Raw genomic sequence first — 12,247 nt, forward strand, 5'->3', positions numbered from 1 at the left:
GCATGGCACCGCGCTTATTATTTTGCGCATGGGCGGCTTGCGGTATCCCGGTTTACGGCGTGCGCGACGCGCCGTCTGTAAACGAGGTAAAGTCTGCACAATGATTTGAGGGCTCGCAATAAGACAAGGGGACCAAAAATGCGGGAAAACGGCCGTTTTGCCGTTGTTTAGGAGGAATCTTAAGAATTTTACCCATATCGGCGACAGCTTATGCTGAAGAATCAAGCAACCGCCGCCGTTAGCCTCGCCCCGCCATAAAAAAACCCGCGCGGGCGAACCGGCGCGGGTTGATCGACAACGGCGGGATCAGTGCATCTTCAGACGCGGGCGGATCACCCGGTTAATGCCGCCCACCAGCATCATCAGGCCGGTTTTGATGTAGCCGTGCAGCGCCACCTGGTGCATGCGGTACAGCGAGATGTAGACGAAACGCGCAATGCGCCCTTCCACCATCATCGAGCCGCGCATCAGGTTGCCCATCAGGCTGCCGACGGTGCTGAAGCGCGACAACGACACCAGCGAACCGTGGTCTTTGTACACGTAAGGCTTCAGCGTCTGACCGTTCATCAGCGCCAGGATATTAGTGGCGCAGCGTGAGGCCATCTGGTGCGCCGACTGGGCGCGTGGCGGCACGAAACCGCCGCCCTCTTTCGGGCAAGAGGCGCAGTCGCCGATGGCGAAGATGTTCGGATCGCGCGTGGTCTGCAGCGTCGGCTCCACCACCAACTGGTTGATGCGGTTGGTTTCCAGGCCGCCGATGTCCTTCATAAAGTCCGGCGCTTTGATGCCCGCCGCCCACACCATCAGATCGGCGTCGATGAACTCGCCGCCCTTGGTATTCAGGCCTTTGGCGTCCGCGCTGGTCACCATGGTGTTGGTCAGCACGCGCACGCCCAGCTTGATCAGCTCCTGGTGCGCCGCAGCGGAAATGCGCGGCGGCAGCGCCGGCAGAATGCGCTCGCCCGCTTCGACCAGCGTCACGTTGAGCGCGCTGTTGTCCAGGCCTTCAAAACCGTAGCTGTGCAGCTGTTTCACCGCGTTGTGCAGTTCGGCGGACAGTTCAACGCCGGTGGCGCCGCCGCCGACGATGGCGATGTTGACCCGCTCTTTTTGCCCCGGCTGCGCCGAGAACTTCAGGAACAGGTTAAGCATTTCGTTGTGGAAACGACGTGCCTGATGCGGGTTATCCAGGAAGATGCAGTGCTCTTTCACGCCCGGCGTACCGAAATCGTTTGAGGTGCTGCCCAGCGCCATCACCAGGATGTCGTACGGCAGTTCACGCGCCGGCACCAGCTCGCCGCCCTGCTCGTCGCAGATCTGCGCCAGCTGCAGCGTTTGCGTCTCGCGGTTGATGTTGGTCAACGACCCCAGCTGGAAGCTGAAATGGTGATTGCGCGCGTGCGCCAGATAGCTGAGCGCATCCACGCCGTCATCGAGGGAGCCGGTCGCCACTTCGTGCAACAGCGGTTTCCACAAATGGCTGTGGTTGCGATCCACCAGCGTGATCTCGGCTTTGTTCTTACGGCCAAGTTTATGGCCCAGGCTGGTCGCCAGCTCCAGACCACCGGCGCCGCCGCCGACAATAACGATTTTCTTCTTTGGCGTTGTCAAAATAACCCCCTAAATGTGAACCATTTGTTATCCCAGGGTAAATAAATAATATCCTTAGAATACATAGGGTTCGCGTAAAATAAATCGGCTCTCTGCAGCCAGAATAGCATGTGAGGTTATTTGGTCATACCAAAATTGACGTACATCAATTTTTTTTGGTTAAAGGCTGGACGAGGGCATTTTTTGGGGATTGCGATTCAAATAGTTAGCGCTAAGTCACAGTTTTAAATTTTGCCGATTGCCACGCAAAATCTGGCTTTGGCGCACAAAAAAGCCGCACTTTCCGTCGGTGAAAAACGGGGAGCGCGGCTCGCGGCAGCGTTATGAAACTGTTAACCCAGCGCCTTGAACGCCTTGAGCCGCTGCAGATGCGGCGAGATGTTTTTGAACTTGTGCGTCTGCTGTTCATCCCACACGATCTCGTAGTAGTGATGCAGCAATTCGGCGCTGCGCCGGTTATCCAGCACCTCGTCGTGGCGCGACAGCACCACCAGACAGCGATCGCGGTTTTTCTCGCGGAAATCCTCCACGCACTTGGTGGCGATATCGCGATACTCTTCCGGCCGGTCTATCTTGCCGTGCATGTGCTCTTCCGGGTACAGGTTGGGATTGAACATCGCCTGGCGAATGCCGCACAGGAAGCCGATGCGCTCCGCCCAGAAGCCGCCGAGGCCGACCCCGCAGATCAACGGGTGCGCATCGCCGCCCTGCTGCACCGCCTTGTCCACCTCTTTCAACAGATGCTGCATGTCGTGACGCGGGTGCAGCGTGCTGTAGCTGATAAAGCGCACATCCGGATCGATAAACTGCAGCTGTAACACCTTTTCATGATTGCCGGGGCTGGTGGAATCGAAGCCGTGCAAATAGATAATCATGTGGATCCTCGCAACAAGCCAAGGGCCGCGGGCGCGGCCCTCATCATTTCCGCTCTGCGCCGCGATGCGGCGCCTGGATTCACCCTTGCGAACGCTGCTTGTGCTCCTCCCAGCGTTCGCTCAGCGCGCTGAGCGCCTTGTGCGCCTGCTGCCAGCGCTCGGAGTCGCGCAGTTCCTGACGGGTGAACTGACCGCGATGATATAACCGCTTCACCTTCTCTGCTTTGACCGGGGACAGGTTATCCAACACGCTGACCGCGCCTTCGCGGTGGTTGCACACCAGGATCATGTCGCAACCGGCATCCAGCGCCGCCTGGCCGCGTTCGGCATAGCTGCCCATGATGGCGGCGCCTTCCATCGACAGATCGTCGGAGAAAATCACGCCGTCGAAGCCCAGCTCCTGACGCAGGATCTGCTGCAGCCAGTACGGCGAGCCGCTGGCCGGACGCGGGTCCGCTTCAGTATAGATGACGTGAGCCGGCATGACGGCGTCCAGCAATTGACGATTGATCAGCTCGCGGAAGATCGCCATGTCATGCTCGCGGATCTGCGCCAGCGGCCGCGGATCGCGCGGGGTTTCCTTGTGCGAATCGGCGCTGACAGCGCCGTGCCCCGGGAAGTGCTTACCGGTGGTTTTCATGCCGGCGCTGTGCATGCCGAGGATAAAGCGCTCCGCCATCGCCAACGCCTGCTGCGGATCGCTGTGGAACGAACGCTCGCCGATCGCCGCGCTGGCATGGCCGATGTCCAGCACCGGCGCAAAGCTGATGTCGATATCCTGCGCGATCATCTCCGCCGCCATCAGCCAGCCGGCCTCCTGCGCCAGGCGGCCACCTTCTTGCGCATCGTTCAAGGCGGCGAACGATTGCGCCGCCGGCAAGCGGGTGAAGCCTTCGCGGAAGCGCTGCACGCGCCCGCCCTCCTGATCCACGGCCACCACCAGCCGATCGTGCGAAGCGGCGCGGATCTGGCGCACCAGCTCACGCAGCTGCTCCGCATCGTGGAAATTGCGGGTAAACAGGATCAATCCGCCAACCAGCGGGTGTTTCAGAATCTCGCGTTCTTCTGCATCCAGCTCGTAGCCGGCGACATCTAGCATTACTGGGCCCACGGGCACCTCACTTCATATTGTTCGTTCAGAATTCGGATGATGATAAACAGAATTGCCGGCGCAGCGCCGCGCCCCAGCGCAAAAATTCAACGTCGCCGCTCTGCTGCCAGCGCACTTCAAACCACAGCAGCATCAGATAATCCACCCACGGCAGCCAGCGCTGCACCTGCGCCTGCAGCCGGGCGACGTCGTGATAGCCCTGACGCGCGTAGTGCTGCAAAAAGCGCTGCTGCGGCTCAGCCGCCCAGCCGTTGCCGCGAAACAGCGCGGCGATATCCAACGCCACATCGCCGTCGGCGGCATACTCCCAGTCGATCAGCCGCAGCCCCTCGCCAGTCGCGAGCAAATTGCCCGGGTGGATGTCCATGTGCAGCGGCGCCAGGCGTAATGGCCGCGGCGGCGCGCAGCGTAAGAAATGACGCTGCCAACGCAGCCAGGCGGGGGTTAAACGCCGCGTATCCAGCTGCTGCCAGTAGCGGAGGAACTGCCGCCGCAGATCCAGCCGGTAACCGCTGAGCGGCCGCCGATGCAGCGTCGTCGCCATCGCCGCCAGCTCGCCGCGTTGATTCAGCATGTCAAACTCAGCTTCTGTGACGATGTCACCTTCGAGCCATTCGAGGACAAGCCACTGATTATTCTGCGCGAAAACCCGTGGCCCGAGCCCCGACGCGCAGCGACGCAAGACCTGCGCTTCCCGCCGTCTGCTCACGCCCAGCGCGCGTTTCTCCGCGCTGTTTTGCCGCGCCAGCAGCGTAATGCCCGATCCGTCGATGCGCCAGCTCTCGCCGGTCAGCCCCTGCACCGGGCTGAAATGACAACCGGCGGTATTCACCGCCGGCAGTCTGGTTTCCATCAATTGTCGCAGCGCGGCCTCAGCGTTTAACGGCGCCATTGCCCGACCAGACGATCTCGCCGGTTTGCACCAGCATCAGCTGCATATCCAACGCCGGCGACTTCACGTCGCCGCTGACGTCGCTGTACAACACGTACTGCGCGCCGACGATGCGCGCCAGGCCAATCGCCTTGCTGCGCGAGCCGAAGCTGTCATCCGCCGACAGGCCCAGCGTTTGTCTGGCGCTCGTCAGCTTCGCTTCCGGCACCACGCTGAAGGTGGAGTTTGACGCCAGCGCCTTATACAGCGCTGCGGTGGCTTTGCCCATCTGCAGCGAGCCGTTGGTGTTGTTCTTGACGCTGTCCAGCAGCAGCACGCTGCCGGCCGTGACGCCATCGGCCTTAAGCATCTGATTAACCAGCGGCTGAACGCTGCCCAGCCAGTCAAGCTGCTGGATTTTCGGCGGCTGCGGCACCGGCTCGGTGGTTGGCGGCTGCGGTTGCTCGACCGGCGGCGTCGGCTGTTCCGGTTCGACGGTGACCGGCGGCAACGGCTGATCCGGCTCAGGCGGGCGCGACAGACAGCCGCTCAGGGTGAATGCGGCCAGCGCCACTAAGACGTACTTTTTCATGCTTTTTCTCCAAACCTGGCAAGCGCTTACAGGTACAGATACAGACGCGCGCTTTTAGCTTCCAGATTACCGTTAATCGAGTAGATTTTGGCGTCCGAGTTAGGCGCCACGACGATCTCACGCGGTTTCTCGAAGGGGCGAATATCCAGCCCCTGCGCGTCGTACCAATAGAAACGATAATGCACGGTGACCGGCGTCGGTTGGCTGTTATTGAGCACCGAAGTCGCCATCACCCGCCCGGAAGCGTTCGAGACAGAGGGCGTATCGGCAAAAATGCCGGCGGTCAGCACCGAAGGATCCATCACCACCGTTTGCCCCCGGTTAACCGCGATGCCGGATGGCGAACTGCACCCCATCAGCAACGCGGCGGGCAGCGCCAACGCCATCAGACAACGCAGAGTTTTTTTACCGCGCATGATTTCCTCGCTTAACGTGACAGCAGCGGCCCCAGCGAGCGGCCACCGACCAGGTGCATATGAATATGATAGACCTCCTGACCGGCGTGGCGGTTGCAGTTGACGATCAGGCGGTAGCCGTCCTCGGCGATGCCTTCCTGTTCGGCGATTTTCGCCGCGGCGGTGATCATGCGGCCCAATGCGGCCTCATGCTCCACGGTCACGTCGTTGACGGTTGGGATCAGCACGTTGGGAACGATCAGCACATGGGTAGGCGCCTGGGGGGAGATGTCACGGAAAGCGGTGACCAGTTCATCCTGGTAAACCACATCAGCAGGGATTTCGCGGCGGATAATTTTACTGAAAATCGTTTCTTCGGCCATCTGGCGTTCCTTGTTTTACACAATTAGCTGTACGCAGTATGAGTGACAAATTCTACTGCTTTCAACCTGATTGCGCACTTTCCACGTCGAGTGCTGCAGATTCGCGCAGGCCGTCGCCCCGCTTGTGCATCTTTTCACTTTGGTTATTCACTATTGTTGCTTTACTTGCCCCGCGCCGCCGCCAATAGTAACCCCATGATTAACAAAGGATAGAGGGTACTATGCCACTGAAGATTGCGGCGCTGTGCGCGCTGTTGCTGAGCGCCGCCGTGCAGGCGGCCACGACGGGCGGTATCGACCTGCAGGCTAACCGAGAGCCGATACGCGCGGAGAAAAACCCGGCGGCTATCGCGCTGATCCCGGCGAACTTTCACTTCGCGGTGCCCGGCAAGCTGACGGTGGCGGTAGCATTCGAGAACTCCCCGCCGCTGGCGCTGTTCGCCGAAGACAATAAAACGCTGATCGGTAGCGATCCGGACATCGCCCGCCTGGTGGCCGACAGCCTCGGGCTGGAGCTGAATCTGGTGCCCACCTCCTGGGAAGATTGGCCCTTGGGCATCAGCGCGGGCAAATACGATGCGGCAATCTTCAATATCGCCGTCACCAAACAGCGTAAAACCAAATTCGACTTCGCCACTTACCGGGTGGACACGCTGGGCTTTTACGTCAAATCCACCAGCCACATCACCGCGATCAACCGCCCGCAGGACGTGGCCGGGCTGCGGATCATCGTCGGATCCGGCACCAATCAGGAAAACATTCTGCTGGGATGGGATAAGCAGAATCGCGCCGCCGGGCTGCCGCCGGTACAGCCGATCTACGTGACCGACGACGCCGCCACCAACCTCAGCATTCAGTCCGGGCGCGCCGATGCGTTCTTCGGCCCCCACTCCACCGGCGCCTACAAGGCGGCGCTGACCGGCAAAACCAAAATGGTCGGCATCGGCCCCAACGTGGCCTACGTCGCGGTCACCACCAAAAAAGGCAACGGGTTGGTGAACGCCGTCAACGCCGCGATCAATGGCGCGATCGTCAGCGGCGAATACGCGCAGGTGCTGGAACGCTGGGGCGAAGGCGACGAAAAGGTCGAGCGTTCAACCATCAACCCGCCGGGCATCGGCGACTAACCACCGATCAGCTGCGGGGCATGCCGACGCATCCACTCGGCCAACGAGTCCAGCGTCGGCCGCAGCGATTTGCCCAGCGCAGTGACCTGATACTCCACCCGCGGCGGCACTTCGGGATACACCTGCCGCGTCACCAGACCGCGTTGTTCGAACAGCCGCAGCTGGCGCGTCAGCTCTTTTTGCGCGATGGGCGCCACCGCTCGCTGCAGCTCGCTGAATCGCACCGGGCCATCGATTATGATCAGCCGGTACAGGATGGGTATCGCCCATTTGCCCGACACCAGATTGACGAAGTCCACCATCGGGCAGGGTTCGCCCGCCGTCGGCAGCGCCGACAAATTATTTTCCGTCGTTAAGGGCGCTTGCGCCGTCATTTCATCCCTCCTCGTCCTTTAGTATCCAAAAGGTGCCTACTATGCAAAAGGAACTATAGCGCAAATAATGCCGCAACAGACGCTAAAGAGGAATCGGTTATGTCACGACTGCAAGGCAAATACGCATTGATTACCGGCGGCACCAGCGGCATCGGGCTGGAAACCGCCCGCCAGTTCATCGCCGAGGGCGCAACGGTGGCGATCACCGGCCGCAGCCAACGCGCCCTGGACGCGGCGGGCCAGGCATTGGCGGGCAACGCGCTGCTGCTGCTGAGCGACGCCGGCGATATCCCACAGCAGCGCGCGCTGGCGCAGCAGTTGGAGCAACGGTGGCCGCGGCTGGACGTGCTGTACGTTAACGCCGGCGACGTCACGCATCGCCGGCTGCAGGAGTGGGATGAGCAGAGCTACCAGCGGCTGATGGACATCAACCTGAAGGGGCCGTTCTTTCTGATCCAGGCGCTGCTACCGCTACTGGCCAACCCTTCTTCGGTGATCCTGTGCGGTTCGGTCAGCGCCCATATCGGCCTGCCGCAGAGCAGCGCCTACGCCGCCAGCAAAGCCGGTTTGTTGTCTTTGGCCAGAACGCTCTCTGGCGAGCTGCACGCGCGCGGCATTCGCGTCAACGGCCTCAGCCCCGGCCCGACCGAAACCCCGGCGCTGGGTAAGCTGGGGCTAGCAGAAGCGGATGAGCGGGCCTTGCGCGACGATATCCGCGCGCTGGTGCCGATCGGCCGCATGGGCAGCGCGTTGGAGCTGGCCAAAGCGGCGGTGTTTCTGGCGGCGGATGAGTCGGCCTTTATGGTCGGCGCGGAGCTGCAGATGGACGGCGGCGTGGGGAATCTTTAGCCGTCGCGCGACACAATAAGGCCGCTTGCGCGGCCTTTGTCAGTGTCACTCAACTCACCCCTTGAATCGGGTTGGTATTAAAGGTGTAGACCACGATCTTCCACTGGCCCTGCTGTTTCTCCAATACAAATACTTCACGGTTTAAATCGATCAAGGTGGCTCCGTCGCTTATTCGGGTTACCGTCGCGCCGCGATGATGGTGCGTGCGCACATAGGCCATATTTCCGTTCACACTGATGCTGTCATAAGCAAACTCGGTTTCAAATTTCTCGTTTTTAAATAAATTGTCATACTGTTGTCGGCGTTTTTCATTGCTGTCCGCCGTCGGTTTTTCGTTCCATTGCGAGTAACTTTCCGGGGCAAAAAGTGACAAAATTGTTTGCGTATCGCCGGCGTTAAGCGCTGCCTGGTAGCGGCTTATCAGGTTATACACCGCCTTCTGCTCGGCCGCGACGCCCGCCTCAGCGGAAACCCTGTAACTTTGCGATGCGGCCTCGCTGCTTGCGGCATAACTTTGGCCGCACAAGCCCACGCCCGCCAATAACAATACGGCAGTTAATTTTTTCATATAAATATCCTCTCAGGCGTTATTTCATAATGGCAATACAGGATGCGATTTCAGATAAATAAAAACGCTGGAAATAAATTATCCAATACCGCGTTAAATTGACAGCCGACATATTTAAAAATACTCTTTTAATAATTTAAATAATGGAAGCCGTTAACATGAATGAACTGCACGCGCTGCGCGTATTCTGCCAGGTGGTGGAAATGGAGGGGTTCAGCCAAGCGGCAACCAAAATGGGGCTCTCTCCGGCCAGCGTCACATACAGCATCAATCAGCTTGAAAAACAGTTCGGGCAACGCCTGTTCAAGCGTTCAACCCGGCGCTTCTCGCTGACCAGCGCCGGGGAGCGTTGCTATCGCACCGCGCAAGAAATTTTGCAGCAGTTTGACCGGCTGAAAAACGACATGTCGTGCGATTTTGAACAACCACGAGGACCGCTGCGGGTCGAGATAGCCTCGATGCTCAGCAGCATGCATATCGCCCCGGCGCTCCCGGCTTTTTTGGCGCAATACCCAGAGTTGCAGCTCAGCGTGTCGGTCAGCGATCGCTTGGTCAATCCGGCGGAAGATCGCGCCGACGTGTTTATTCGCATCGGCGCCGGCAACATCCCCGAGATGGTCAGCCGCCCATTGCTGCAACCCCGCTATCTGTGCTGTGCGTCTCCCGATTATTTTGCGCGCCACGGCCGGCCGGAACACCCGGAGCAGTTGCAACGCCATCAGCGGCTGGGATTTATCCGTTCAGGCGCGGCGGCGGCGGACGACTGGCAGTTCATTCGTGGTGACGAGCGCTACCGTCTGGCGCCCAGCCCGCTGTTGAGCTTCAACCATTCACAATCGCTGTGTGAGGTGGCCAGGAACCATCTCGGTCTGGTTTACTTGCTGGACTGCACGCTGGAAAACTATCTGAAGGCGGGCGAACTGGAACCGATACTGCAGGAGTGGGCGCCCCCTGGGGCGCCGATCAATATTCTCTATCCGCGCCTGCGGGATCGCAGCCATAAAATTCGGGTTTTCGTCGACTTCATCAGCGAACTGTTCGCCGGTAAATCCGCCGGGCACTGATCGCGCAGCTCATCCCAACCCGGGGATATCGACGCCGAAAGTCTGCAGCAGCAACACCACGTTGAGCAGCACAATCACCACCGTGCCGACCACCGCCGCCAGGCTGGTCCAGCGACCGTTGGCGAACTCGCCCATGATGTCGCGGCGACGGGTGAACATTACCAGCGCAATCATCGGCGCCGGCAGCGCCAGACTCAACACCACCTGGCTGTAGACCAGCGCGTCGGTGGCGTTGACGCCCATCGCCACCACGATGAACGCCGGCACCATGGTGACCAGACGGCGCACCCACACCGGGATACGGAAACCGACGAAGCCCTGCATGATCATTTGCCCGGCCATGGTGCCCACCACCGAGCTGGAAATACCGGAGGCGATCAGCGAAGCCAGGAAGATGCCGGCCGCCGCCGCGCCGAACAGCGGCGTCAGCGTATGGTAGGCGGTGCCGATTTCGGCCACGTCGCTGTTACCGGCGTGGAAGGCGCTCGAGGCCATGATCACCATCGCAATATTCACCAGCCCGGCCAGTGCCAGCGCGATCACCACTTCGATATTGGAGAAACGCAGCAGCTTGCGCCGCTCGCCGTTATCACTGGCCGGGCTGCGGTGCTGGGTCAGCCCCGAATGCAGGAAAATGGCGTGCGGCATCACGGTGGCGCCGATAATGCCGACGGCGATGGTCAGCGCCTGCGCGTCCGGCAGCTGCGGCGTCACCATGCCGATCCCAGCCGCCTGCCAATCCACCGGTACGATGAACATCTCCACCAGGTAACACAGCGCAATGATGCCCACCAGGCCGCCGATCATCAGCTCAACCGGGCGAAAACCTTTCTTTTCCACCATCAACAGCGCATAGGTGATCACCGCCGTCACGCCCATCCCCGCCAGCAGCGGCATATGGAACAGCAGCGCCAGCGCGATCGCGCCGCCGAGAAACTCCGCCAGATCGGTGGCCATCGCCGCCACTTCGCTGAGCAGCCACATGCCGATCACCACCGGCCGTGAAAACTGGTCGCGGCACATCTCCGCCAGATTGCGGTTGGTGACGATGCCCAGTTTGGCCGACAGCGCCTGGAACAGCATGGCGATCAGGTTGGCCATCACCACCACCCACAGCAGGCTATAGCCGTATTTCGCCCCGGCCTGGATGTTGGTGGCGAAGTTACCGGGGTCCATATAGGCGATCGAGGCAATCACCGCCGGGCCGGCGAACAGCAGCGGCGTAAAGGCGCCGCGCTTGCGCCCGGCAAGGGCGGCGCCAATCGCGATGTTGGTCCGTTCGGTTAACGATGAGGGGGTTGCCGCGTCTCGCATGAAGTACCCTTAATCTTTTACTGGTTATTTTTCCACCGATCATGCTGACAATGTAGCATCGGCTACACTTTATGCAACAGGCGAAATTAATGGGCTTTGTGTAGAGATATTTCTAACTACCACAATGCATGGCATCGAATTGATAATGTGTGCTATTTGGACTAACTTAGGGCAACCCTCCCGCTATTGCCGGGAGACGCCTTTTTTATTCTTACAGGACGCCCTACGCTATGGTTACCCGCGCGCCAGATAACGCCGACCGCCACGCCCAGACCGACATGCCGGACGAGGCCGAGCACGCCATGCGTTTTAGCCGCGCCCGCGAAGCGCAGTCCAATGCGCTGATCGAAGATTACGTTGAGCTGATCGCCGATTTGCTGCAAAGCACCCGCGAAGCCAGAACCACCGATATCGCGCGCCGCTTCGGCGTCTCTCACCCGACGGCGATCAAAAATATCGCACGGCTCAAAAGCGCCGGGCTGGTGGAGTCGCGCCCTTATCGCGGGGTGTTTTTAACCGAGGAAGGCGAACAGCTGGCGCAGAAGGTGCGCCGCCGTCACCGCATCGTGGTCGATCTGCTGATGTGCCTCGGGGTGCCGAGCGAAACCGCCGAGCTGGACAGCGAAGGGATTGAACACCATATCTCGGACGAAACGCTGGCGGTGTTCGAGCATTACCTGCAAAAACATGCCAACCCCTGAATCCCGGAGCACCGATGAGCTACGCCGTGCAGCAAATCCATGATCTGTGCCTGGTGGTTTTCGCCGAAGCCGGGCCGATGTTGAAAGACGAAAACGACGTCAGCCTGTTTATCGCGCCCGCCTTTGAACACGAGGCCGGGATGATTGCCCTCCCCGTCAACCGCCTGGACGCCACCTTTTTCCAGCTCAGAAGCGGCATTGCCGGCGCCGTATTGCAGAAATTCATCAACTACCGCCTGCGCGTGGCGCTGCTAGGCGATATCACCCCCTGGCTGGCGAAAAGCAACGCGCTGCAAGATTTCGTTCGCGAAGCCAACCGCGGCGAACAGGTCTGGTTCCTTCCTTCTCTCGCCGAACTCGAACAGCGCCTTAGCGCCTGACGACAGGCAATAAAAAAGGGAGGCTTTCGCCT

15 protein-coding genes are annotated in these 12,247 nt (G+C 60.2%); 5 read left to right on the top strand and 10 right to left on the bottom strand.

The genetic code is table 11. The features are described from left to right. Positions 1 to 306: 306 nt before the first annotated feature. The 7 genes from ACJ8M3_RS08565 to hinT form a co-directional block, all read right to left on the bottom strand. Positions 307 to 1,611, bottom strand: coding sequence for an NAD(P)/FAD-dependent oxidoreductase (locus tag ACJ8M3_RS08565; protein ID WP_004928794.1), 1,305 nt, complete (start codon positions 1,609 to 1,611; stop codon positions 307 to 309). 332 nt (positions 1,612 to 1,943) lie between these two features. Then, on the bottom strand, positions 1,944 to 2,486 hold the full coding sequence (ycfP, locus tag ACJ8M3_RS08570; RefSeq protein ID WP_015377468.1) for an alpha/beta hydrolase YcfP: 543 nt from the start codon (positions 2,484 to 2,486) through the stop codon (positions 1,944 to 1,946). A gap of 79 nt (positions 2,487 to 2,565) precedes the next feature. Beyond that, positions 2,566 to 3,585, bottom strand: coding sequence for a beta-N-acetylhexosaminidase (gene nagZ, locus ACJ8M3_RS08575; protein ID WP_033650752.1), 1,020 nt, complete (start codon positions 3,583 to 3,585; stop codon positions 2,566 to 2,568). Between the two features lie 37 nt (positions 3,586 to 3,622). Beyond that, the gene (gene thiK / locus ACJ8M3_RS08580; RefSeq protein ID WP_033650751.1) at positions 3,623 to 4,489 is read right to left on the bottom strand and encodes a thiamine kinase; all 867 of its coding nucleotides are present in this window, start codon (positions 4,487 to 4,489) and stop codon (positions 3,623 to 3,625) included. Next, positions 4,470 to 5,060 (bottom strand): penicillin-binding protein activator LpoB, encoded by a 591-nt coding sequence (lpoB, locus tag ACJ8M3_RS08585; protein WP_025302429.1) that lies wholly within the window; start codon positions 5,058 to 5,060, stop codon positions 4,470 to 4,472. Before lpoB ends, thiK begins: the two co-directional genes overlap by 20 nt. Before the next feature lie 26 nt (positions 5,061 to 5,086). Then, entirely contained in the window at positions 5,087 to 5,476 is a 390-nt protein-coding gene (locus tag ACJ8M3_RS08590) for a YcfL family protein (protein WP_025302428.1), read from the bottom strand. Between the two features lie 11 nt (positions 5,477 to 5,487). Continuing rightward, the gene (hinT, locus tag ACJ8M3_RS08595) at positions 5,488 to 5,838 is read right to left on the bottom strand and encodes a purine nucleoside phosphoramidase (RefSeq protein WP_004928776.1); all 351 of its coding nucleotides are present in this window, start codon (positions 5,836 to 5,838) and stop codon (positions 5,488 to 5,490) included. Between the two features lie 221 nt (positions 5,839 to 6,059). Between hinT and ACJ8M3_RS08600 the strand changes: the two genes are divergently transcribed. Continuing rightward, positions 6,060 to 6,965: a transporter substrate-binding domain-containing protein gene (locus ACJ8M3_RS08600; protein WP_033650750.1), complete on the top strand. Its 906-nt coding sequence runs from the start codon at positions 6,060 to 6,062 to the stop codon at positions 6,963 to 6,965. Here ACJ8M3_RS08600 and ACJ8M3_RS08605 read toward each other — a convergent pair. Next, entirely contained in the window at positions 6,962 to 7,339 is a 378-nt protein-coding gene (locus ACJ8M3_RS08605; protein ID WP_074446874.1) for a winged helix-turn-helix transcriptional regulator, read from the bottom strand. The genes ACJ8M3_RS08600 and ACJ8M3_RS08605 overlap by 4 nt on opposite strands. Before the next feature lie 99 nt (positions 7,340 to 7,438). Here ACJ8M3_RS08605 and ACJ8M3_RS08610 point away from each other — a divergent pair, with 99 nt between their 5' ends. Next, positions 7,439 to 8,188: an SDR family oxidoreductase gene (locus tag ACJ8M3_RS08610; RefSeq protein ID WP_047575672.1), complete on the top strand. Its 750-nt coding sequence runs from the start codon at positions 7,439 to 7,441 to the stop codon at positions 8,186 to 8,188. A 49-nt stretch (positions 8,189 to 8,237) separates the two neighbouring features. On the opposite strand, the gene ACJ8M3_RS08615 is transcribed toward ACJ8M3_RS08610, so the two are convergent. Beyond that, positions 8,238 to 8,756: a YybH family protein gene (locus tag ACJ8M3_RS08615; RefSeq protein ID WP_042784212.1), complete on the bottom strand. Its 519-nt coding sequence runs from the start codon at positions 8,754 to 8,756 to the stop codon at positions 8,238 to 8,240. A gap of 158 nt (positions 8,757 to 8,914) precedes the next feature. Between ACJ8M3_RS08615 and ACJ8M3_RS08620 the strand changes: the two genes are divergently transcribed. Beyond that, a complete protein-coding gene (locus ACJ8M3_RS08620) occupies positions 8,915 to 9,820 on the top strand; it encodes a LysR family transcriptional regulator (RefSeq protein WP_089196925.1) in 906 nt (301 codons plus the stop codon). A 9-nt stretch (positions 9,821 to 9,829) separates the two neighbouring features. On the opposite strand, the gene ACJ8M3_RS08625 is transcribed toward ACJ8M3_RS08620, so the two are convergent. Beyond that, positions 9,830 to 11,134 (bottom strand): Nramp family divalent metal transporter, encoded by a 1,305-nt coding sequence (locus ACJ8M3_RS08625; RefSeq protein WP_033642695.1) that lies wholly within the window; start codon positions 11,132 to 11,134, stop codon positions 9,830 to 9,832. A gap of 230 nt (positions 11,135 to 11,364) precedes the next feature. On the opposite strand from ACJ8M3_RS08625, the gene mntR reads away from it, so the two are divergent. Beyond that, positions 11,365 to 11,835: a manganese-binding transcriptional regulator MntR gene (mntR, locus tag ACJ8M3_RS08630; RefSeq protein ID WP_089196924.1), complete on the top strand. Its 471-nt coding sequence runs from the start codon at positions 11,365 to 11,367 to the stop codon at positions 11,833 to 11,835. Positions 11,836 to 11,849: 14 nt separating this feature from the next. Beyond that, positions 11,850 to 12,215, top strand: coding sequence for a DUF4180 domain-containing protein (locus tag ACJ8M3_RS08635; RefSeq protein ID WP_046686859.1), 366 nt, complete (start codon positions 11,850 to 11,852; stop codon positions 12,213 to 12,215). The last annotated feature ends 32 nt before the right edge of the window (positions 12,216 to 12,247 follow it).

The organism is Serratia sp. CY55921, assembly GCF_052167655.1.
Taxonomy (GTDB): domain Bacteria; phylum Pseudomonadota; class Gammaproteobacteria; order Enterobacterales; family Enterobacteriaceae; genus Serratia; species Serratia ureilytica.